Source organism: Pseudorhizobium marinum (assembly GCF_000705355.1).
Lineage (GTDB): Bacteria > Pseudomonadota > Alphaproteobacteria > Rhizobiales > Rhizobiaceae > Neorhizobium > Neorhizobium pelagicum.
The window spans coordinates 68364-89185 of sequence record NZ_JMQK01000009.1 but is presented as its reverse complement, the minus strand read 5'-3'; the positions used below and the strand labels follow the sequence as shown (position 1 = coordinate 89185).

The following is a 20822-nucleotide window of genomic DNA, read 5'->3' as shown; positions in this document are numbered from 1 at the left end:
CACCCCTCAGTGTGCTTCGTCCCAGTTGGACGCGGCGCGGGCATCGACCTTCAGCGGCACCCGCATTGCGATCGCCGGCATGGCGGCCTCTTCCATCGTCGCCACGATCACCGGCAGCGTCGCCTCGATCTCGCCGTCCTCGACCTCGAAGATCAGTTCGTCATGCACCTGCAGCAGCATGCGGGCCGCGAGCTTCTCCGCCTGCAGCGTCGGCTCCATCCGGATCATGGCGCGGCGGATGATGTCGGCGGCCGAGCCCTGAATGGGCGCGTTGATGGCGGCGCGCTCGTTGAAGGCGCGGACCTGCGGATTGGACGAGCGGATCTCGGGATAGTAGGCCCGCCGGCCGAAGATCGTTTCGACATAGCCATGGTCGCGGGCAAAGGCCTTGGTGCTGTCCATGTAGTCGCGGATCCCGGGAAAACGCTCGAAGTACCGCTTGATGTATTCGCCCGCTTCGGAGCGGTCGATCGACAGCTGGTTGGCGAGCCCGAAGGCGGAAATGCCGTAGATGATGCCGAAGTTGATCGCCTTGGCGCGCCGGCGGATCTCGCTCGGCATGCCTTCGACGGGGACGCCGAACATTTCGGATGCCGTCATCGCATGGATGTCGATGCCATCTGCAAAGGCCTGGCGCAGCTGCGGGATATCGGCGACATGGGCAAGCACCCGCAGTTCGATCTGGCTATAGTCGGCCGAAACGAGCTTGTGGCCGGTTGACGAAATGAACGCGGTGCGGATCTTGCGGCCTTCGGTGGTGCGGATCGGGATGTTTTGCAGGTTCGGATCGACCGAGGATAGACGTCCCGTGGTGGTCGAGGCGAGCGAATAGGACGTGTGCACCCGCTTCGTCTGCGGGTGGATATAGCCCGGCAGCGCGTCGGTATAGGTGGATTTCAGCTTCGTCAGCTGCCGCCAGTCGACGATCTTGCGCGGCAGATCATGACCCATGGCCGCCAGATCCTCCAGCACCTGCGCCGAGGTCGACCATTGCCCGGTCTTCGTCTTGGCACCGCCGGGCAGTCCCATCTTGCCGAACAGGATGTCGCCGAGCTGCTTCGGCGAGCCGATGGTGAAGCGCTCGCCGGCCGTCTCGTAGATCGCGTCCTCGATGGCCGCGGCTTTCTGGGCCAGTTCCCCCGACAGCCGCGACAGGATCTGGCGGTCGACGGTGATGCCGCGCTCCTCCATCCGCGCCAGCGTCGCGACCAGCGGGCGTTCCAGCCGCTCGTAGACCCGCGTCAGCTGGTCTGCCGTCAGCCGCGGCTTCAGCACCATCGCCAGGCGAAGGGTGAGGTCGGCCTTCTCCGCCGCATAGACGGACGCGCGCTCGATCTCGACCATGTCGAAGCTGAGGCCAGCCCTGCCCGAGCCCGCAACCTCCTTGAAGGTGGCCGGCATGTGGCCGAGCCAGCGGTCCGACAGTGCGTCGAGGCTATGGGCGCCCTTGCCGGCCTCCAGCACATAGGACATCAGCATCACGTCGTCGTAGCTGGCGATCTCGATGCCGTGGCGCTTCAGCAGCAGATAGGCATATTTGAGATTGTGACCGACCTTCAGGACCGCTGCATCCTCCAGCAGAGGCTTCACCCGCTCGAACACCTCGCCGCTTGTCAGCTGATGTTCAGCGCGGCCGTTGCCGAGCAGGTCGTCGCTGCCGCTGCGGTGGCCGAAGGGGATGTAGGCGGCGCGGATGTCACGGCCTGAGGGTGTATGGGTGTTGTCGGCCAATGCCAGCGAGAAGCCGGCAAGCTCCGCCTGCATCGGATCGATTGATGTGCCCTCGGCCTCGAAGGCGATCACACCGGTCTCGCGCGCCGCCCGCATCCAGTCGTCGAGTTCCTCGACGTCGCGGATGGTGACGTAGCAGCTTCTGTCGATCTTTGCCGATGTGAAGGCCTCGGCTCGTGCCTTGGCGAGATCGCCCGGTGTTGCGGCAGCGTAGATATCGGCAGCCGCCTTCGTGCCCGTACCCACCCTTGCCGGAGCCTTTGCCTCTGAGGTGTCGGTGCCGGCATCAAGGTCGGGACCCCGGGCCGCAGCACCCCATTGCACCTCGACGTGGGCGGGCTCGATGGCGCTGGCATCACAATCGCAGGCGTCTGCAACGCGCCGCGTTAGGCTGCCGAACTCCATCGCCTTCAGGAAGGCGATCAGCTTCGGCCCGTCCTGGATTTCCAGCACCAGGCTGTCCAGTGGCATGTCGAGCGGCGTGTCGAGCCGAAGCTCGACCAGCCGGCGCGACAGGCGCGCGAGATCCGCATTGGCGATGATGCTTTCGCGCCGCTTCACCTGCTTGATCTCGCCGGCGCGGGCCAGGAGCGTTTCCAGATCGCCAAACTCTTCCAGCAGCTGGGCGGCTGTCTTCGGGCCGATCCCCGGAATGCCCGGAACGTTGTCGACCGAATCGCCGACCAGGGCCTGCAGGTCGATCATCTTCTCCGGCGGCACGCCCCATTTCTCGATCACTTCGGGAATGCCGATCTGCTTGTCCTTCATGCTGTCGTACATGTGGACGTTGGGCGTCACGAGCTGCATCAGGTCCTTGTCGGAGGAGATGATGGTGACGTCGGCACCGGTCGCCTCGGCCTGGCGCGCATAGGTGGCGATGATGTCGTCGGCCTCGAAACCTTCGGTCTCGATGCACGGCAGGTTGAAGGCGCGCGTCGCCTGGCGGATCAGGCCGAACTGGGGAATGAGATCCTCCGGCGGCTCCGAGCGGTTCGCCTTGTAGGCGTCGTAGAGATCCTTGCGGAAGGTTTTGGAGGAATAGTCGAAGATCACCGCGAAATGCGTCGGCGTCACCCCGACGGAGGTATCGCGCGCGTCCGTCAACAGCTTCCAGAGCATGTTGCAGAAACCGGACACGGCGCCGATCGGCAGCCCGTCCGACTTGCGGGTGAGCGGTGGCAGGGCGTGGAAGGCGCGGAAGATGAAACCGGAGCCGTCGACGAGGAAGAGGTGATCACCTTTTTTCATGGGCTATGGAATAGCTTGCAGCACTTCGCCAGTCCACGAAAACTTGATGGAAAACCGCGGCGCCAATGCCTGCCGCAGGCTCACCGGAACGTTACTGATTTGTAATTTGCGATTCCCTTGAAAAGCCCCGTTCGGCTGCGCATTTCCTGTGTACCGGCGAATGATCACGCCGCAGTCTGGCAGTCGGCTCATCCCCCGCCGCTCCAGACCGGACGAAGGCCTCATCCCCCTCAGGGCCTTTGTCCAGACATCGAACCGCTGCGGCCGATCCCCCTCCCGGCCGTGGCGGTTTTGCTTTTCTGCTGATCTGCTGCGCAGGCTTGGCGAAAGCATGGAGCGCTATATATCGCCTGCATTCGTCAGGAAAGCTCCTCCCATGGTATTCAACCGCTCCCACTGCGCGACCTATCTCTCCGGCCAACTGGCCAAGGGCTTTTCACGCTCCCTGCAGAGCCGGGCCGCAGACCTCGGCTTTTCTCCGGGCCAGTTTCCGGTGCTGCTGGAGCTTTGGCAGGAAGACGGCCTGACCCAGAAGCAACTTCTCGATCGGCTGGAGGTCGAGCAGGCAACGCTTGCCAACACATTGGTGCGCATGGAACGCGGCGGACTGATCACGCGTGAGCCACACCCCCGCGATCGTCGCGCCCAGATCATTCGACTGACGGAGCTCGGGCGCGAGCTCGAGCGGCAGGCCGTCGAGGCTGCGGCAGAAGCGGATGCCGTCCTATTCGAGGGGTTCCGGCAATTCGAGCGCGAGCTGATGATGGAATACATGCGCATGGCCATCGACAACGCGCGCAAGCTCTAAAGTCTTTCGCCAACTCGGCTCTCGAAACACAACGACCTTTGCACTAAGGTCGCCCCTGTTCTTGCAGACAGGATTTCCAGATGACCGAGCTTTCCCCCGTCCTCGACCGTGCCGACCAGAACCTCGAGAAAAGCCTCGAGCGGCTATTCGAGCTGGTGCGCATCAAATCAATCTCCACCGATCCGGCCTACAAGGCCGATTGCCGACAGGCCGCCGAGTGGCTGGTCTCGACCCTCACCGAAATCGGCTTCGACGCCTCCGTACGCGATACGACCGGCCACCCGATGGTGGTGGCGCATCATGCAGGCGCCACGCCGGATGCTCCGCATGTCCTCTTCTACGGCCATTACGACGTGCAGCCGGTCGACCCCGTGGAGCTTTGGGAAAACGATCCCTTCGCTCCGGCAATCAAGGACCTGGGCGCGGGACGGAAGGTGATCACCGGCCGCGGCACGGCTGACGACAAGGGCCAGCTGATGACCTTCGTCGAGGCCTGCCGAGCCTACAAGGACGTCCACGGCAGCCTGCCGGTGCGCGTCACGATCCTCTTCGAGGGCGAGGAGGAATCCGGCTCGCCCTCGCTGAAGCCGTTCCTGGAGGCAAATGCCGCGGAGCTGACCGCAAGCTGCGCGCTGGTCTGCGATACCGGCATGTGGGACGGCGAGACGCCGGCGATCGCCGCAGCGCTGCGCGGCCTGGTCGGCGAGGAGATCACCATTACTGCCGCTGATCGCGACCTGCATTCCGGCCTCTTCGGCGGCGCGGCGGCCAATCCGATCCACATCCTGACGGAAATTCTGGCCGGTCTGCGAGACGAGACCGGCCGGATCACCCTCGACGGCTTCTATGACGGCGTCGAGGAGACCCCTGCCAACATCAAGGCGAGCTGGGAGACGCTCGGTCGTGACGCGGAAAGCTTCCTTGGCGAGGTCGGACTGTCGGTTCCTTCGGGCGAGAAGGGTCGCTCTGTTCTGGAACTCACCTGGGCGAGGCCGACCTGCGAGGTGAACGGCATCTGGGGCGGCTATACCGGCGAGGGCTTCAAGACGGTGATCGCCGCCAAGGCTTCCGCGAAGATCTCCTTCCGGCTGGTCGGCGAGCAGGATCCGGCGAAGGTGCGCGACGCATTCCGTGCCTACGTCCGCTCGCGCATCCCGGCAGACTGCACCGTGGACTTCCACGAGCACGGCGGCTCGCCCGCCATCCAGCTGTCCTATGATTCACCGGTGCTGACAAAGGCGAAGAATGCCCTGTCGGACGAATGGGAAAAGCCTGCCGTGGTCGTCGGCATGGGCGGCTCGATCCCGATCGTCGGCGATTTCCAGAAGATGCTCGGGATGGATTCCCTGCTGGTCGGCTTTGGTCTCGTCGATGACCGTATTCATTCGCCTAACGAGAAATACGACCTGAAGTCCTTCCACAAGGGCATCCGGTCCTGGGCACGGATCATGGCAGCACTCTGAGATAGATCTTAAAGGGGCCGGGGAAGCCCGGCCCCAGAATACAAAAAGGCCGGGCAAGCCCGACCTTTTCTACTCTCAATTCTGATTGTGCCAGTACATCCGTGGTCACCCAGGAATCGAGACAGGCATTTCCGGCGCGTCCGCTTCAGGCAATGTGCCCATTGCGGCCCTGGCGATCATCATCGCTCCAACTGGTTAACATTTCGTAAAAGACGAATATGGCAACCGTTTCATCGATGGCGCGGTTTCCCGCATTTGCTCACTGCGCCGGAAACGCTGATGATCAGCAAATGGTACGGCGGTCGTTGTTTTGCAATAGCTAACATAAAAAAAGGCCGGACAAGCCGGCCTTTCCGATCACGTCTGCGGCAGACTTATGCAGCCTGCAGGTTGTCTGCAGCGACCTTGCCGGAGCGGCGGTCTGTCACGAGTTCGTAGGACAGCTTCTGGCCGTCGTTGAGCGAGCTCATACCAGCGCGTTCAACAGCGGAGATGTGAACGAAAATGTCTGCTGAGCCATCATCCGGCTGGATGAAGCCATAGCCCTTGGTTGCGTTGAACCACTTTACGGTACCGGTAGCCATGTCGATGTCTTTCTCTTGCAAATAGCGGCGATGTTCCAGCGAACCGGAACGGGGTGGTCTCGTATTTGAAGGAAGGGTGTCGAGAGCACCGGAGGTGCTTAGAGCAGTCTTGTCTACAAATAGCGATGCGTGGGAGATAGAAGCGAGGTGCCGCTCTGTCAAGGTTTGCGGCTTATGCTAAATCTCGCCCTTACGCCGAAAACAGAAAACCCGGCGCGGGAGGAGGTGCGCCGGGTTTCCGAAACTGACCAGCAACCGGGAGGAGGAGGTGTTGCTAGTCCCATCGAAGAACACTGGGAGGAGGAGTGCGTCCTTCGATGTTTTGATCATACAGTGAGCATGCCTGAAAAACAGCCTCAATTTTGCACCGCAGCAATGCGATCTGCGCATGGCTCGACGCCAACATCCAAAAAGCATCAAAGCGTCCACCTGATGAGGCGATCCCGCACAACGAAATGGGCGGACGTCGATGACATCGACATCCGCCCATTTATTGAGATGACTTGGTAGCGCTAGGAGTAGCGACGGTACCAGGCAGTGCGGTTTTCAACCGACTGAGCGCCGACCAGATATCCGATCGCAAATCCGATCGTGCCGATCAGTGTGAAGAGCGTCGTCGCCGTGGCAGGATGTTCGCGGATCGCACCAGCGACTGTCGTAGCCTCATCCTGAACATAGGCGGCGGCGTTTCCGGCGCGCTCGCTCAGGCGCGCACTCAACGAAGCGATCTCGGCACGCAGCGACGCGATCTCCTGCCCCATCTTGTCACTGTCGAGCTGATCCAAGTTGCCCATCGGCTTCACATTTCCTGTTGATTCGGCCATTGAAGCCTCCATTGTGTTCCAGTTGATCCATTAACGGGTCAAGCAGCGATAGGTTCCGCCTCGGGAACCTTCTCATTGCAGCCAGGAACAAGTGTCAGACGCCACGGCTTTCAGCCAGGATGTGAGCAAGCGATTCCAGCTTTTCCTTCTCACTCAATCCCTTTTGCATCGAATGAACGAGAATGAGAGCCAAGGCCTCGCCGTCCGGGCTGGATTTGCTGATGTTATGCTCAACACATGCTTGATCAAACACCTGCTGCAGCATGTTCAGTTGATCCGGATTGACCGGATTGCGAACCAGTTGTGTCGGCACACCAACCTCCCCATGCTGTTGCAGCCCGATAGGCCTTTTGATCCCAGTCCCGGGATCGAATTGATCGCGCGAAACTTGGCTTTATAAAGGCGGTCTTGTGTAGAACTTACGCATGATGCGCCGGAATGTAAAATTAAGCACCGAAAGTGGTATCTCGAATCTCCGGAGCCTGGGCAATCGCCATGAACGACTGAAACGACAACAGACGGCTCGCCGCCTGTTGTCGCATTCAAAAATTCATTACGCCGCGCCGGCGGGATCTCCGATCGGCATCAGGGCAGGATCGAGCTTGGGGTCCTGCGGGTTCTTGGTATCGCCGGGGTCCTGGACAGGCGTGAGGGGCGGCTTCCCCTGCGTCCGGTCGGGAATGCCTGGCGTCGAAATCGGCCCGCGAGGAGTTTCCGGCGCCGGATTCTGGATAGGATCTCTGTTCGGCATTGTTCTTCTCCCTTATTGCGTATCAAACGGAACGGAAACGGCCAGGCATTGTTCCGAAACCCCTCCCGTTTGCCTTCGATCCGCCGAAGGTGGAAACCGGATGCGGTGATTGGAACGGTTTTTCAGCGCCGGAGATGAAACAACGGCGGCCCCGAGCGGTTAACTCCATCGTCAATCAAGGGAGAAGACCTATGAAAAAAGTTCTCGCAATCAGCTTTATGACCATGTCGCTTGCTGCCTGCACGGCAACCGAACGCGGTGCCGGCGTCGGCGCTGCAACCGGGGCAGTGGTCGGTGGCGCCGTATCCGGCGACGTCCGTGGAGCCGCGGTTGGCGCAGCGGTGGGCGGTGCAGGCGGTGCGTTGATCGGCAGCGTACAGGACCAGCCAGGACGCTGCTACTACCGCGACCGCTACGGGAACCGCTATGTGGACGAATGCCGTCGATAGCCTATCGCATCGGGCCGACCAGTTTGGTCGGCCCGGCTAGTTCCCTTAACACCCCGTTAAATCGCCGCATTTAGAGTCCAGCCAAAGCTTGGGCGAATATCTGATCACCGGCCTCGGTCGGCTTTAGGAACATGGGGCTACCGACGCGGCATGGCAGCCAAGGGCAAATCGCGACACAGGATCGAACCGTCTTTCGAAGACGATGAAGACCGTTTCGAGGACGATCTGCGGCTGGGGTCTGATGATCGGGTCGTCGGCGGCCGCCCCAAGCGCAAGTCCGGCCCGGCGAAGAAGCCTGCCGCCTCCAGTTCCCGCCGAAAAAGCAAGACGCGCCGCCAGTCGCGCGGCCTTTTTGCGCCGGTGCGCTCGCTTCTCTACTGGTGCCTGGTGCTCGGCATCTGGGCCGGCATCGGCATCGGCGGCCTTGTTCTCTACTACGGCGCGCAGATGCCCGCCGCCAGCGCCTGGGCAATCCCGGATCGGCCACCCAACATCAAGATCGTCTCCACCAACGGTTCGGTGATCGCCAACCGCGGCGCTACCGGCGGCGAGGCTCTGTCGCTGGAAGAGATGTCTCCCTACATCCCGCAGGCGGTGATGGCGATCGAGGACCGGCGCTTCTACTCCCATTTCGGCGTCGACCCCTTCGGCCTCGCGCGCGCCTTCATCAACAACCTGACGGGCCAGCCCATTCAGGGCGGTTCGACGATCACCCAGCAGCTGGCGAAGAACCTGTTCCTGTCGCCGGAACGCACCTTCGAGCGCAAGATCCAGGAAGTCCTCCTCGCCTTCTGGCTGGAACACAAGTTCAACAAGGACCAGATCCTGGCGATGTACCTGAACCGGGTCTTCTTCGGGTCGAATGCCTATGGCGTCGAGGCGGCGTCGCGCCGCTATTTCAATACGTCGGCACGCGAGGTCAACCTCGGCCAGGCAGCGCTCCTGGCAGGTCTTCTGAAGGCCCCGTCGCGGCTGTCGCCGGCGCGCGATCCGGAGGCTGCCGAAGCGCGTGCCCAGGTGGTTCTCGGCGCGATGCAGGAAGAGGGCTACGTCACCGAGGACGAAATCAAGTCGGCGATGTCGCAGCCGCCGACGAAAGCGCGCAGCTACTGGTCCGGAGCCGAGCACTATGCCGCCGACATGGTTCTCGACGAGGTCACGAAACTCGTCGGCGAGGTAAAGCAGGATATCGTCGTCGAGACGACGATCGACCTGTCGCTGGAACGGAAGGCCGAGGAGGCCCTCACCGACATCCTCGAGGGTGACGGCGAAAAGCTCAATGCCTCGCAGGCCGCACTCGTCTCGATGGATGCGACCGGCGCAATCCGCGCGCTTGTCGGCGGCAAGGATTATGCGCAGAGCCAGTTCAACCGGGCGGTGACGGCAAAGCGCCAACCGGGTTCTGCCTTCAAGCCGTTCGTCTATGCGGCCGCCCTGGAAGCCGGCATCCGGCCGGACTCGATCCGCAACGACGCACCGGTGCGGATCGGCAAATGGACCCCGGAAAACTACGACCAGAAGTATCGTGGCGAAGTGACGGTCTCCTCCGCCCTCGCCCAGTCGCTCAATACGATCGCTGCACAGCTCGTCATGGAGGTCGGACCGCAGGAGGTCGTCAGCCTCGCGCACCGCATGGGGATCGAGCAGGAGCTGCAGCCGAATGCATCGATTGCGCTGGGGACATCCGAGGTGCCGCTGGTGGAACTGACGGCAGCCTATGCCCCCTTCATGAACGGTGGCTACAAGGCAACGCCGCACATCGTCCGCCGCATCCTCGATGCCGAGGGCAACACGATCTACGAGACAGGCTACGACAGCCCGCCGCGGGTGCTGAGCGAAACGGTGGTCGCCACCATGAACAGCATGTTGACGCGCGTCATCGAGAACGGAACCGGCAAGGCGGCGAAGCTCAAGGACTGGCAGGCGGCAGGCAAGACCGGCACCACCCAGTCCTTCCGGGACGCGCTCTTCGTCGGGTACACCAGCGTCATGACCACCGGCATCTGGTTTGGCAACGACGATGGCACGTCGATGAAGAAGGTGACCGGCGGCGGACTTCCGGCCAAAGCCTGGAAAGACTACATGACGGCCGCGCTCGACGGCTATTCCCCGACACCCCTGTTTGGAAGCCATGGCGGCTTCGACCTGCCGCCGGCCTCGATCGAGCCGGAGCGGGAGCCGACCAGCATCGGCGACATCATCTCCGGCGTGCTTCCCGGCGTCGGGCGGCGCGACAACTATCCCGCTCCGCCGGCCGCCGATGTCTACCAGGAGGACGTGTCGCAGGGCGAGATGCCGATCCGCGACTATCGCGAATATCGCGGTCCCTACGATGATTTCGGGGGCGCTCCCGTACCGCCCGCAGACGTTGGTGGCCGGCCGATGCCGCCGGTGGATGCCGGCGCAACCGCGTCTACCCGCCCGCCGCGCCAGACGACGCTCTACGACCTGATCATGGGTCAGTGAGCCGCAGACGGTTGCGTTCACATTCCCGTGTGTTTTTGCTGACATCAGAGTCTTGTCCTGCCTTGCAGTCCAAAAAACCCGTCCTTATATACGCCGCATGACGCAGCGCATGCTGCGAGAATACAGTAGACCATCCCAGTCGAGGAACTGTCAGCGGAATGCCTGAGCGGGGTTCCGACGGTTCGCTTAAAGGAGAGAGAAAAAATGGCTAAAGTAATTGGCATCGACCTTGGTACGACGAACTCCTGCGTTGCCATCATGGACGGCAAGGATTCCAAGGTAATCGAGAACGCCGAAGGCGCTCGCACCACCCCTTCCATGGTCGCCTTCACCGAAGATGGCGAGCGTCTCGTCGGCCAGCCGGCAAAGCGCCAGGCCGTGACCAATCCCACCAACACCCTGTTTGCCGTCAAGCGCCTGATCGGGCGCCGCTATGAAGATCCGACCGTCGAGAAGGACAAGGGCCTTGTTCCGTTCGAGATCGTCAAGGGCGACAACGGCGACGCTTGGGTCCAGGCCCAGGGCAAGTCCTACTCCCCGGCTGAAATCTCCGCGATGATCCTTCAGAAGATGAAGGAAACCGCCGAATCCTACCTCGGCGAAAAGGTCCAGAAGGCCGTCATCACGGTTCCGGCCTACTTCAACGACGCCCAGCGCCAGGCCACCAAGGATGCCGGTCGTATTGCCGGTCTTGAAGTGCTGCGCATCATCAACGAGCCGACTGCGGCAGCCCTCGCCTATGGCCTGGACAAGACCGAAGGCAAGACGATCGCCGTCTATGACCTTGGCGGCGGCACCTTCGACATCTCCGTTCTGGAAATCGGCGACGGCGTGTTCGAAGTGAAGTCGACCAATGGTGACACCTTCCTCGGCGGTGAAGACTTCGACATGCGTCTCGTCGAATATCTGGCCGGCGAGTTCAAGAAGGACAACGGCATCGACCTGAAGAACGACAAGCTCGCCCTGCAGCGCCTCAAGGAAGCTGCTGAAAAGGCGAAGATCGAACTGTCGTCCTCGCAGCAGACCGAAATCAACCTGCCGTTCATCACCGCCGATGCTTCCGGTCCGAAGCACCTGACGATGAAGCTGACCCGCTCGAAGTTCGAAAGCCTGGTCGACGACCTCGTCCAGCGCACCGTTGCTCCGTGCAAGGCAGCGCTGAAGGATGCCGGCGTCACGGCTGGCGAAATCGATGAAGTCGTGCTCGTCGGCGGCATGAGCCGCATGCCGAAGGTCCAGGAAGTCGTCAAGCAGCTGTTCGGCAAGGAGCCCCACAAGGGCGTCAACCCGGACGAAGTCGTTGCCATGGGCGCCGCCATCCAGGCCGGCGTTCTGCAGGGCGACGTCAAGGACGTTCTGCTTCTCGACGTGACCCCGCTGTCGCTCGGCATCGAAACGCTCGGTGGCGTGTTCACCCGCCTGATCGACCGCAACACGACGATCCCGACGAAAAAGTCGCAGACCTTCTCGACCGCTGACGACAACCAGTCGGCCGTGACGATCCGCGTTTCCCAGGGCGAGCGTGAAATGGCGCAGGACAACAAGCTGCTCGGCCAGTTCGATCTCGTCGGCCTGCCACCGTCGCCACGCGGCGTGCCGCAGATCGAAGTGACCTTCGACATCGACGCCAACGGCATCGTCCAGGTTTCGGCCAAGGACAAGGGCACCGGCAAGGAGCAGCAGATCCGCATCCAGGCGTCCGGTGGTCTCTCCGACGCGGACATCGAGAAGATGGTCAAGGATGCCGAGGCGCATGCCGAGGAAGACAAGAAGCGTCGTGCAGGCGTCGAGGCCCGGAACCAGGCCGAAAGCCTGATCCACTCGACCGAGAAGTCGCTCGCCGACTACGGTGACAAGGTGTCCGAAACCGACCGCAAGGCGATCGAGGATGCGGTGGCTTCGCTCAAGACTGCCGTCGAAGCCTCCGAGCCGGACGCTGACGACATCCAGGCGAAGACGCAGACGCTGATGGAAGTCTCCATGAAGCTCGGCCAGGCGATCTATGAAGCCAGCCAGGCCGAGGGTGCCGAAGGCTCCGAGGGCGGCAAGGACGACGATGGCGTCGTCGATGCCGACTACGAGGAAATCAAGGACGACAAGAAGTCGGCCTGAGTTCGCCCGATGGCAAAGCTCAGAACATAGTCGACTAGAAATCCGGCTGCCATCGTGCAGCCGGAATCCTTTCGGGAGCCGTTACCTCCATGGCAAAAGCAGATTATTACGAAACCTTGGGTGTCGGCAGGACCGCTGACGAGAAGGAGCTGAAGAGCGCCTTTCGCAAGCTCGCGATGAAGTGTCATCCGGACAAGAATCCCGGCGACGCCGATGCCGAAAAAAAGTTCAAGGAGATCAACGAGGCCTATGAGACCTTGAAGGATCCCCAGAAGCGGGCTGCCTACGACCGCTTCGGCCACGCAGCCTTCGAGTCGGGCGGCATGGGTCCCGGCGGCGGTGGATTCGGTTCCGCTGGTCCCGGCGGCTTCTCCGACATCTTCGAAGACATTTTCGGCGAGATGATGGGCGGCGGCCGCGCCCGGCGGTCTTCGGGTGGCCGTGAACGTGGCGCCGACCTGCGCTACAACATGGAAATCACGCTCGAGGAAGCCTACGCCGGCAAGACGGCCCAGATCCGGGTTCCTACCTCGATCACCTGCGACCTCTGCTCCGGCTCCGGAGCCAAGCCCGGCACGCAGCCGAAGACCTGCGCCACCTGCCATGGCTCCGGCCGTGTCCGCGCCAGCCAGGGTTTCTTCTCGGTAGAGCGCACCTGTCCGACCTGCCACGGGCGTGGCCAGACGATCACCGACCCGTGCACCAAGTGCCACGGCCAGGGCCGCATCGCGGAAGAGCGGTCGCTTTCGGTCAACATTCCGTCGGGCATCGAGGACGGCACCCGCATCCGCCTGCAGGGCGAGGGCGAGGCGGGAACGCGCGGCGGACCGACCGGCGACCTCTATATCTTCCTGTCGGTGAAGCCACACGAGTTCTTCCAGCGGGACGGAGCGGATCTCTTCTGCAGCGTACCGATCTCGATGACGACGGCAGCGCTCGGCGGCACCTTCGACGTCGCGACGCTGGACGGGACGAAGTCGCGGGTCACGGTTCCCGAGGGCACCCAGCCCGGCAAGCAGTTCCGCCTCAAGGGCAAGGGCATGCCGGTGTTGCGCTCGTCGCAGACAGGTGACCTCTACATCCAGATCCAGATCGAGACGCCGCAGAAGCTGACCAAGCGCCAGCGGGAACTGCTGCAGGAATTCGACGAGATTTCCTCGAAGGAAAACAATCCGGAATCCACCGGCTTCTTTGCCCGGATGAAGGAATTCTTCGAGGGCTGAGGGCGGCGTCTTGCGCCGAAGGGCGGTGAACAGCTCGCTCGTCCTAGGATCATCGCACAAAGGGCAGCCTTGCGCTGTCCTTTGCTGCATCTTGCGTTCGGTCAGTAGTGCGGCGGCCTGGTGTTTGCGGGTGCATCCAGGGCGCTTTCCTCGATCGCCTGGAAGCGTTCGGTCAGACGATCGAGCTTTGCCCGCATCTGTTCGACGATCCGCCACTGGTCGGCCAGTTGGTCCGACAGTTCGTCGATCACCTTTGCCTGGTGGGCTGCAAGCTCTTCCAGCCGCATGATCCGTTCGTCATCGTCCGCCACAGCATGTCCCTCGCGTTGCCCGCTGGTGCCGCCATCGTTCAGGCGCTCAAGATCGCGTCTTGCGCTCGTAGGGCATCAGCATGATGGCCGAGGCTGTTACAGCACCGCCGAAGGTGAACGCAAGCGGCACGGCCATCATAGCAAAGGACAGCATCGGCATCTGCGAACGACTGACATGGGTTCCGAGCCCGGAGAGATCGAACCAGACCAGGGCAGCGGCCACCACCACCCCGATCGCCATTCCGAAGGCCGCATTGATCGCCAGGAACCACAGCATCTCCCGATGGTCACGCCGGGCTTCCTCCGGGGTCATGTCATCATGTTCCAGCATGGGTGCCTCCTTGGCGGATACCGGAGCCTATGTCTCCGCCGTTTCCATGTCGCGCGTAAAACCGGCCAGTCTCGCGGAAGTTCCCGTGCCATCGATCGGCTCGTCGTCTGGCGTGTTGTTGCGGCATGGAAGGAGACGCATCGCGGTGCATGCTTGCCATGGCGACGGATAACGCTTAGCTCCCTCTGAGGACGCAAGCAGACACTCATGGCCCAGAAGATCTCTCTCTCGCAGCTGAAGCTCACCGACTTCCGGAACTACACGGAGGCGAGCCTGACGCTCGACGAACGGCATGTGGTACTAACCGGCGAAAACGGCGCCGGCAAGACCAACCTGATGGAAGCCGTTTCGTTTCTTTCTCCCGGACGAGGCCTTCGGCGGGCGGTTCTGGCCGATGTGACCCGTGTGGGCGCCGAGGGCGGCTTTTCCGTCTTTGCCCGATTGGAAGGCATGGAGGGCGAGGTATCGCTCGGCACCGGGATCGACGGCGAGGGTGAGACCTCAGTCCGCCGGCTGCGGATCAACGGGACGCCTGCCAAATCGACGGAGGAGCTTTCCGACCATCTCAGCGTGCTGTGGCTGACGCCGGCCATGGATGGTCTCTTCACCGGCCCGTCCTCCGACCGCCGGCGGTTTCTCGACCGCCTGGTCCTGTCGATCGATCCCTCCCACGGGCGTCGCGCGGGCGATTTCGAACGGACCATGCGCAATCGCAACCGCCTCTTGTCGGAGGGACGCTACGACCCCTCCTGGCTCTCCGCCATCGAGGCGCAGATGGCGGGGCTGGGGATCGCCATGGCCGCCGCCCGGCAGGAAATGCTCGGCCTGTTGCGGACCCTGTCGGCGGCTTCGGAAGAGACACCTTTCCCCTCCCCGGTGCTGGCCCTGGAAGGCTTCCTGGATGATGTCCCCGAGGGACCGGCGGCAGATCTGGAAGACCGGTATCTCGCCATGCTGCGCGAGAGCCGCGGGCGCGACGCTGCGGCAGGGCGCACGCTGGACGGACCGCACCGGAGCGACCTGCAGGTCCGTCATCGGGAAAAGGACATGGATGCCGCACGCTGTTCCACGGGGGAACAGAAGGCACTGCTGATCGGCCTCATCCTGGCGCATGCGCGCCTCACCGCCAATATGACCGGCTTTGCACCGGTCCTTCTCCTCGACGAGATCGCCGCGCATCTGGACGAGGGGCGCAGAAGGGCCCTATTCGACCTGATCCATGACCTCGGCGGCCAGTCCTTCATGACCGGCACCGACCGGTCGATGTTTTCAGCTCTGGCAGAGCGGGCGCAGTTCTTTACCGTCGATGGCGGCAGCGTCCGCCCCTAGCAACCGCTTCCCCGACGTCGGCAGGGCTGCTAGAAACCAGGCATGGAACTGACCCCGGACGAAATCGAGCGCTATCGTCGCCACATCCTGCTGCCCGAAATCGGCGGCGCGGGGCAACAGCGCCTCAAGAGCGCCCGCGTGCTGGTGATCGGCGCCGGCGGTCTCGGGGCGCCGGTCCTCGAGTATCTGGCGGCGGCGGGCGTCGGGACGCTCGGTATCGTCGACGACGACGTCGTCTCGCTCTCCAACCTGCAGCGGCAGGTCATTCACGACACCGGCACGGTGGGTGCGGCCAAGACCGCCAGCGCGCGGGCCGCCATCGCCCGGCTTAACCCCACCATCCGGGTTCTCGACTACGAGGAGCGCTTCTCCCTGCCCTGGGCGAGGTCGCATCTTCCGCGATTCGACCTGCTGATCGACGGATCCGACAATTTCGACACCCGCTATGCCGCGGCAGACGCCGCAGCAGAGGCCCGCATTCCGCTGGTGACAGGCGCCGTCGGCCGCTTCGACGGCTCGCTGACGGTACTGATGCCTTATGCGGCCGCGCCTGACGGGACTGCCAATCCGCATTACCGTGACCTTTTTCCGGAGAAGCCGCCGGAGGGGCTGATCCCTTCCTGCGCCGAGACCGGCGTGATCGGCGCGCTGACCGGCGTCATCGGCACACTGATGGCCATGGAAGCGATCAAGCTCATCACCGGCATCGGCGACCCGCTGGTCGGCCGCCTGCTTCTCTACGACTCGCTGACGGCCCGTTTCGACACGATCCGCTACAAGCGCCGCCCGGTGGAGACGGGCAAGGCATGATCGAGATCTTCCGCCTTGGTTCGGATTTCGACCGTTGGGACGAGCTCCTGGCGCTCATCCATTCCTCCTTCGCGTATATGGACGGCGTCATCGATCCACCGTCGTCTGCCAAGGGACTGACGGCTGCGTCGCTGGCGGAGAAGGCGGGAACAGAGATCGCGTTCTTCGCCGTGGAGGAAGGAAAGCTGCTGGGTTGCATCTTCTGCCGGCTGGAGCTTGCCGACTGCCTCTACATCGGCAAGCTTGCCGTTCACCCGGACGCACAGAGCAAGGGGCTCGGGCGGCGGCTCCTGGCAAAAGCCGAAGCGGCAGCGCGAGAGCGCGGGTGCAGCCGGCTGCGTCTGGAGACCCGCATCGAACTCACCGGCAACCATGCGACGTTTGCCCATTGGGGCTTCGTTAAGACGGCGGAGAAGTCTCACCCCGGCTGTGATCGCGCGACCTTCATCGAAATGGTTCGGACGCTCGACGCCACGCCACCGGTATTGGCTAGCTGACGTCCTCGCTCGTCCGCTGCGTCAGGGCCGGCCCGGCAGCACGCGGTTGGGAGGTCTGTGGCCATCGAAGAAGGTGCGGATGTTGATGATCACCTTGTCGCCCATGTCGATGCGGCCTTCGATGGTCGCCGAGCCCATATGCGGCAGCAGAACCACCCGGCCCTCATTGGCAAGCTTGATCAGCTTCGGATCGATGGCCGGCTCGTTCTGGTAGACGTCGAGCCCTGCCCCGGCAATCTGGCCGTCGCGCAGAAGCTGGATCATCGCCGCCTCGTCGATGATATCGCCGCGGGCGGTATTGACGATCACGGCGGTCGGCTGGATCAGCGCGAGGCGCCGCGCCGAGAGGAGATGGAAGGTCGCCGGAGTCGAGGGGCAGTTCACCGAGACGATGTCGACACGCGCCAGCATCTGGTCGAGGCTGTCCCAATAGGTCGCCTCGAGTTCTTCCTCCGTCTCCGGATTGGCACGCTTGCGGTTGTGGTAATGGATGGCGAGGCCGAACGCCTTGGCGCGACGTGCCACTGCCGTGCCGATGCGGCCCATGCCGACGATCCCGATGCGCTTGCCCCAGATCCGCCGACCGAGCATCCAGGTGGGCGACCAGCCGGCCCAGTCGCCGGGATGATCGGTCAGAATCCGCGCGCCTTCCGTCAGTCGCCGGGAGACAGCGAGAACCAGCGCCATCGTCATGTCGGCCGTATCTTCGGTCAGCACGTTCGGGGTGTTGGTGACGGTGATGCCCTTCTTCGCCGCGGCGTCGACATCGATGTGGTCCGTGCCGTTGGAGAAGCTGGCGATGAGCTTCAGGTTCGGGCCCGCCTCTTCGATCAGCGCCTGGTCGATGCGATCCGTCACCGTCGGCACCAGCACGTCCACAGCCTTCATCGCCGCCGAAAGCTCATCGCGGGTGCGCGGCGTGTCGTCGATGTTGAGCTCCGCGTCGAAGAGCTCGCGCATGCGGGTCTCGACGGCGTCCGGGAGCTTCCGGGTGATGTAGACCTTGGGCTTCTTCTTGGGCGTCATAGCGTCGTGTTCAGAGGTCCTTAACCAAGTGGCGCGATATTCGGTGTATCCAGGGCGTTTCTACCAGACCCGTCGCCGAAGACAAACAAAACCTCTTGCGAGGCGGCTGTCTTGGCTGCGCCCGGCAACGATCCCTCCATCGCCGGCGCAGCCGGTGCGGCAGAAGTTGGAACGGCACGCATGCGAAGCGTCATTCTCAAGATTCTCATGGCTACCCTGATCGGCCTGGGCCCTGCGGCTTTCGGGTCTTCGCCGGCAATGGCCCAGGGCGCGGCCAAGGGTGCCAGCGGGCTGCCGCTTCCCCGATTTGTCAGCCTGAAGTCCGCACGGGTCAACATCCGCATCGGCCCGAGCACGGATTACCCCGTTGCCTGGATGTACATGAAATCGGGCACGCCGATGGAGATCATTCAGGAATACGACAACTGGCGCCGGGTGCGTGACGCCGACGGGACCGAAGGCTGGGTCAACCAGGCGCTGCTTTCGGGCGAAAGAACCGCCGTCGCAGCACCATGGATGCGCGAGAAGGGCGAGGTCTTCGTCAACATGCGCCGCGAGCCCCAGAGCTCGGCAGCGGTCATCGCCAAGCTTCAGCCCGGTGTCGTGATCGTGATGGACGAGTGCAACGGCGACTGGTGCCATGCCTCGGCCGGAGGTGCCGAAGGCTGGGTCAGCCAGGCAGAGGTCTGGGGCGCCTATCCCGGGGAAGCCTTCAAGTAGCCGCCCCTAGAGAAGCCCTTCAAGGGCCGCCGCACCCCGGAGCGACTGCATCGGACGCGGACCGATCTGCTGGATGACGATGGCCGCCGCCAGGCACCCAAGCTTGCCGCAATCTTCCAGCGAACGCCCCTGGGTGTAGCCATAGAGGAACCCGCCTGCGAACAGATCACCGGCACCTGTGGTGTCGACCACTTCAGCAACCTCGAAGGCGTCTATCTTGATACGTTCTTCGCCGCGCACGATAATCGCCCCCTCTTCGCTGAGGGTCACCGCGGCGAGCTTGCAGTCAGCGGCGATCGTCGACAATGCCAGTTCGAAATCCTCTGTCTCGTAGAGCGACAGCGCTTCCTGCTTGTTGGCGAACACGATATCGACCGTGCCTGAGCGCATGAGGTCGAGGAACTCGGCGCGGTATCGTCCGACGCAGAAGGGATCCGACAGCGTCATGGACACCTCGCGACCATTCTCGTGGGCAATGCGGGCACATTCCAGGATTGCTTCCTTGGCGCGCGGCGGGTCCCAGAGATAACCTTCGAAATAGGTGACCTTGGAATCGGCCACCACCTGCGGCTCCACATCCTGCGGCCCCAGTTCGACGCAGGCGCCGAGATAGGTGTTCATGGATCTCTCGCCGTCGGGCGTGACAAAGATCATCGAGCGGGCCGTGGGCGGCCTGGAGCCGTCCGGTTTGGTTTCGTAATGGACGCCCTGGGCGCGGATGTCATGCTGGAAGATCGTGCCCAGCTGATCCTCGGCCACCTTGCCGAAATAGGCTGCCTTGCCGCCCAGCCCGGCAATGCCGGCGGCGGTGTTGCCCGCCGACCCGCCCGACGCTTCGACAGCGGGACCCATCTTCGAATACAGCAGTTCGGCGCGCTCGGCATCGATCAGGTTCATCGCGCCCTTGATGATGTCGTTTTCACTGAGAAAACTGTCATCACAACGCGCGATGATGTCGACGATGGCATTGCCGACTGCGAGAACGTCGAATTTGGACATCCAGCCAAGCCCTTCCTGATTTGCTTCTTACCAATCTTGGCCCTTCTCGCACAAGCAAAGCAAAAACCCTAGAGGCAGGCTTCAGGAAGTGAGCGATACGAACACTCTCCCCGCTGCGCATTTGTGACGTTCGTCGAGATGGTTTAAAGGCGAAGGCCCCTTCCCTTGAAAGCCTCCCCGCCGTGTCCTCCACTCTCGTCAATGTCGCCCCTGTCTTCCTGCTCATCCTGATCGGCTGGCTTGTCGCCCGCCTGGGCGTCCTCAACGAGGCGACGGGAGATGCGCTGGGCGAATTCGTCTTCAAGATCGCCGTGCCGATGCTGATCTTCCACACGCTGGCGGATGCGCATTTCCAGGGCGCTTCACCCTTCCGGCTGTGGGGTGCCTATTTCGCCGGCGTCGCCGTCACCTGGACCGCAGGGCATCTCGTCGCCAGGCATGTATTCGGGCGCGACGCCAAGATCGGCGTCATATCCGGGATGTCGGCAGCGTTTGCCAATAACGTCTTCATCGGCCTTCCGCTGGTCGGACGCTCTGTCGGCGAGGACGGACTGGTGGCACTGTCCATCCTGCTCGCCATCCACCTGCCGCTGATGATGATCGTCGGGACGATCCTGATGGAACGCGCCGCCGTGGTGGTCGGCGGGGGCGAAAGGCGCGGCCTGCGGGCCATCCTGATGCAGGTGGGCTCAAACCTCGTCCGCAACCCGCTGGTGATCGCGCTGGCGGCGGGCCTTGCGTTCAATCTCTCCGGACTGACGCTGACACCTGTCCTCAGCACGGTGGTGACGCAGTTGTCGAGCGCTGCCGGGCCGGCCGCGCTGATCTCCATCGGCATGGCACTGACGAAATACCCGGTGCGCGGCAATATTGGACTGACCAGCGCCATCGCCGCGCTGAAACTGTTGCTGCTGCCCGCTGCGGTCTACGCCATGAGCCGGCTGCTGGGTTTGAGCCCGGAATGGACGGCGGCGATGGTCCTGACCTCGTCGGTGCCGACGGGGATCAATGCCTGGCTCATCGCCCACCGCTTCCGGTCCGGACAAAACATTGCCGCCTCAACGATCAGCGTGACGACGGCCTTCGGGATCATTTCCGTCAGCTTCTGGGCCTGGTTCCTGGGCTGAGGCAAGCTGCCCC

20 protein-coding genes are annotated in these 20822 nt (G+C 63.0%); 11 read left to right on the top strand and 9 right to left on the bottom strand.

From position 1 onward, the window contains the following. Positions 1 to 6: 6 nt before the first annotated feature. The gene (polA, locus tag EO99_RS0112775) at positions 7 to 2979 is read right to left on the bottom strand and encodes a DNA polymerase I (protein ID WP_029619032.1); all 2973 of its coding nucleotides are present in this window, start codon (positions 2977 to 2979) and stop codon (positions 7 to 9) included. A 376-nt stretch (positions 2980 to 3355) separates the two neighbouring features. Here polA and EO99_RS0112770 point away from each other — a divergent pair, with 376 nt between their 5' ends. Both EO99_RS0112770 and EO99_RS0112765 read left to right on the top strand, forming a co-directional pair. Next, positions 3356 to 3787 carry a MarR family winged helix-turn-helix transcriptional regulator gene (locus tag EO99_RS0112770; protein WP_029619031.1) on the top strand — a complete coding sequence of 144 codons (432 nt, stop codon included), beginning with the start codon at positions 3356 to 3358 and terminating at the stop codon, positions 3785 to 3787. A gap of 80 nt (positions 3788 to 3867) precedes the next feature. Beyond that, the gene (locus EO99_RS0112765) at positions 3868 to 5250 is read left to right on the top strand and encodes a dipeptidase (protein WP_029619030.1); all 1383 of its coding nucleotides are present in this window, start codon (positions 3868 to 3870) and stop codon (positions 5248 to 5250) included. A 374-nt stretch (positions 5251 to 5624) separates the two neighbouring features. On the opposite strand, the gene EO99_RS0112760 is transcribed toward EO99_RS0112765, so the two are convergent. From EO99_RS0112760 to EO99_RS0112745, 4 genes are all read right to left on the bottom strand, one after another. Then, positions 5625 to 5834 carry a cold-shock protein gene (locus EO99_RS0112760; protein ID WP_029619029.1) on the bottom strand — a complete coding sequence of 70 codons (210 nt, stop codon included), beginning with the start codon at positions 5832 to 5834 and terminating at the stop codon, positions 5625 to 5627. Between the two features lie 512 nt (positions 5835 to 6346). Further along, entirely contained in the window at positions 6347 to 6658 is a 312-nt protein-coding gene (locus EO99_RS25695) for a hypothetical protein (protein ID WP_235776810.1), read from the bottom strand. Between the two features lie 94 nt (positions 6659 to 6752). Further along, positions 6753 to 6971: a hypothetical protein gene (locus EO99_RS27410; RefSeq protein WP_139015047.1), complete on the bottom strand. Its 219-nt coding sequence runs from the start codon at positions 6969 to 6971 to the stop codon at positions 6753 to 6755. Between the two features lie 240 nt (positions 6972 to 7211). Then, positions 7212 to 7409 carry a hypothetical protein gene (locus EO99_RS0112745; protein WP_029619027.1) on the bottom strand — a complete coding sequence of 66 codons (198 nt, stop codon included), beginning with the start codon at positions 7407 to 7409 and terminating at the stop codon, positions 7212 to 7214. Positions 7410 to 7600: 191 nt separating this feature from the next. On the opposite strand from EO99_RS0112745, the gene EO99_RS0112740 reads away from it, so the two are divergent. The 4 genes from EO99_RS0112740 to dnaJ all read left to right on the top strand — a co-directional run bounded on the left by EO99_RS0112740 (position 7601) and on the right by dnaJ (position 13659). Then, entirely contained in the window at positions 7601 to 7858 is a 258-nt protein-coding gene (locus EO99_RS0112740; protein ID WP_029619026.1) for a glycine zipper domain-containing protein, read from the top strand. A 150-nt stretch (positions 7859 to 8008) separates the two neighbouring features. Then, positions 8009 to 10324, top strand: coding sequence for a transglycosylase domain-containing protein (locus tag EO99_RS0112735; protein WP_029619025.1), 2316 nt, complete (start codon positions 8009 to 8011; stop codon positions 10322 to 10324). 204 nt (positions 10325 to 10528) lie between these two features. Then, positions 10529 to 12436 (top strand): molecular chaperone DnaK, encoded by a 1908-nt coding sequence (gene dnaK, locus EO99_RS0112730; protein WP_029619024.1) that lies wholly within the window; start codon positions 10529 to 10531, stop codon positions 12434 to 12436. An 89-nt stretch (positions 12437 to 12525) separates the two neighbouring features. After that, the gene (gene dnaJ / locus EO99_RS0112725; RefSeq protein ID WP_029619023.1) at positions 12526 to 13659 is read left to right on the top strand and encodes a molecular chaperone DnaJ; all 1134 of its coding nucleotides are present in this window, start codon (positions 12526 to 12528) and stop codon (positions 13657 to 13659) included. A gap of 101 nt (positions 13660 to 13760) precedes the next feature. Here dnaJ and EO99_RS0112720 read toward each other — a convergent pair whose 3' ends face one another. Next, positions 13761 to 13970 (bottom strand): SlyX family protein, encoded by a 210-nt coding sequence (locus EO99_RS0112720; RefSeq protein WP_029619022.1) that lies wholly within the window; start codon positions 13968 to 13970, stop codon positions 13761 to 13763. Positions 13971 to 14016: 46 nt separating this feature from the next. After that, complete coding sequence (locus EO99_RS0112715; RefSeq protein WP_235776809.1) at positions 14017 to 14301, bottom strand: hypothetical protein; 285 nt, start codon at positions 14299 to 14301, stop codon at positions 14017 to 14019. A 207-nt stretch (positions 14302 to 14508) separates the two neighbouring features. Here EO99_RS0112715 and recF point away from each other — a divergent pair, with 207 nt between their 5' ends. The 3 genes from recF to EO99_RS0112700 are packed head-to-tail and all read left to right on the top strand — an operon-like array spanning position 14509 to position 16937. Continuing rightward, positions 14509 to 15630, top strand: coding sequence for a DNA replication/repair protein RecF (recF, locus tag EO99_RS0112710; protein WP_029619020.1), 1122 nt, complete (start codon positions 14509 to 14511; stop codon positions 15628 to 15630). Between the two features lie 42 nt (positions 15631 to 15672). Continuing rightward, the gene (moeB, locus tag EO99_RS0112705) at positions 15673 to 16440 is read left to right on the top strand and encodes a molybdopterin-synthase adenylyltransferase MoeB (protein WP_029619019.1); all 768 of its coding nucleotides are present in this window, start codon (positions 15673 to 15675) and stop codon (positions 16438 to 16440) included. Continuing rightward, positions 16437 to 16937 (top strand): GNAT family N-acetyltransferase, encoded by a 501-nt coding sequence (locus EO99_RS0112700; protein WP_029619018.1) that lies wholly within the window; start codon positions 16437 to 16439, stop codon positions 16935 to 16937. The genes moeB and EO99_RS0112700 overlap by 4 nt, the downstream gene beginning before the upstream one ends. A 21-nt stretch (positions 16938 to 16958) precedes the next feature. On the opposite strand, the gene EO99_RS0112695 is transcribed toward EO99_RS0112700, so the two are convergent. After that, the gene (locus EO99_RS0112695; protein ID WP_029619017.1) at positions 16959 to 17963 is read right to left on the bottom strand and encodes a 2-hydroxyacid dehydrogenase; all 1005 of its coding nucleotides are present in this window, start codon (positions 17961 to 17963) and stop codon (positions 16959 to 16961) included. Between the two features lie 180 nt (positions 17964 to 18143). On the opposite strand from EO99_RS0112695, the gene EO99_RS0112690 reads away from it, so the two are divergent. Continuing rightward, complete coding sequence (locus EO99_RS0112690; RefSeq protein WP_029619016.1) at positions 18144 to 18683, top strand: SH3 domain-containing protein; 540 nt, start codon at positions 18144 to 18146, stop codon at positions 18681 to 18683. 6 nt (positions 18684 to 18689) lie between these two features. Here the strand turns inward: EO99_RS0112690 and EO99_RS0112685 are convergent, their stop codons facing one another. After that, positions 18690 to 19682 (bottom strand): adenosine kinase, encoded by a 993-nt coding sequence (locus EO99_RS0112685; RefSeq protein ID WP_029619015.1) that lies wholly within the window; start codon positions 19680 to 19682, stop codon positions 18690 to 18692. Positions 19683 to 19864: 182 nt separating this feature from the next. Between EO99_RS0112685 and EO99_RS0112680 the strand changes: the two genes are divergently transcribed. Next, positions 19865 to 20809 carry an AEC family transporter gene (locus EO99_RS0112680; protein WP_029619014.1) on the top strand — a complete coding sequence of 315 codons (945 nt, stop codon included), beginning with the start codon at positions 19865 to 19867 and terminating at the stop codon, positions 20807 to 20809. The last annotated feature ends 13 nt before the right edge of the window (positions 20810 to 20822 follow it).

Coding starts and splice junctions, on each gene's coding strand:
- polA (WP_029619032.1), bottom strand. CDS start 2,979: ATGAAAAAAGGTGATCACCTCTTCCTCGTCGACGGCTCCGGTTTCATC.
- EO99_RS0112770 (WP_029619031.1), top strand. CDS start 3,356: ATGGTATTCAACCGCTCCCACTGCGCGACCTATCTCTCCGGCCAACTG.
- EO99_RS0112765 (WP_029619030.1), top strand. CDS start 3,868: ATGACCGAGCTTTCCCCCGTCCTCGACCGTGCCGACCAGAACCTCGAG.
- EO99_RS0112760 (WP_029619029.1), bottom strand. CDS start 5,834: ATGGCTACCGGTACCGTAAAGTGGTTCAACGCAACCAAGGGCTATGGC.
- EO99_RS25695 (WP_235776810.1), bottom strand. CDS start 6,658: ATGGCCGAATCAACAGGAAATGTGAAGCCGATGGGCAACTTGGATCAG.
- EO99_RS0112745 (WP_029619027.1), bottom strand. CDS start 7,409: ATGCCGAACAGAGATCCTATCCAGAATCCGGCGCCGGAAACTCCTCGC.
- EO99_RS0112740 (WP_029619026.1), top strand. CDS start 7,601: ATGAAAAAAGTTCTCGCAATCAGCTTTATGACCATGTCGCTTGCTGCC.
- EO99_RS0112735 (WP_029619025.1), top strand. CDS start 8,009: ATGGCAGCCAAGGGCAAATCGCGACACAGGATCGAACCGTCTTTCGAA.
- dnaK (WP_029619024.1), top strand. CDS start 10,529: ATGGCTAAAGTAATTGGCATCGACCTTGGTACGACGAACTCCTGCGTT.
- dnaJ (WP_029619023.1), top strand. CDS start 12,526: ATGGCAAAAGCAGATTATTACGAAACCTTGGGTGTCGGCAGGACCGCT.
- EO99_RS0112715 (WP_235776809.1), bottom strand. CDS start 14,301: ATGCTGGAACATGATGACATGACCCCGGAGGAAGCCCGGCGTGACCAT.
- recF (WP_029619020.1), top strand. CDS start 14,509: ATGGCCCAGAAGATCTCTCTCTCGCAGCTGAAGCTCACCGACTTCCGG.
- moeB (WP_029619019.1), top strand. CDS start 15,673: ATGGAACTGACCCCGGACGAAATCGAGCGCTATCGTCGCCACATCCTG.
- EO99_RS0112700 (WP_029619018.1), top strand. CDS start 16,437: ATGATCGAGATCTTCCGCCTTGGTTCGGATTTCGACCGTTGGGACGAG.
- EO99_RS0112695 (WP_029619017.1), bottom strand. CDS start 17,963: ATGACGCCCAAGAAGAAGCCCAAGGTCTACATCACCCGGAAGCTCCCG.
- EO99_RS0112690 (WP_029619016.1), top strand. CDS start 18,144: ATGCGAAGCGTCATTCTCAAGATTCTCATGGCTACCCTGATCGGCCTG.
- EO99_RS0112685 (WP_029619015.1), bottom strand. CDS start 19,682: ATGTCCAAATTCGACGTTCTCGCAGTCGGCAATGCCATCGTCGACATC.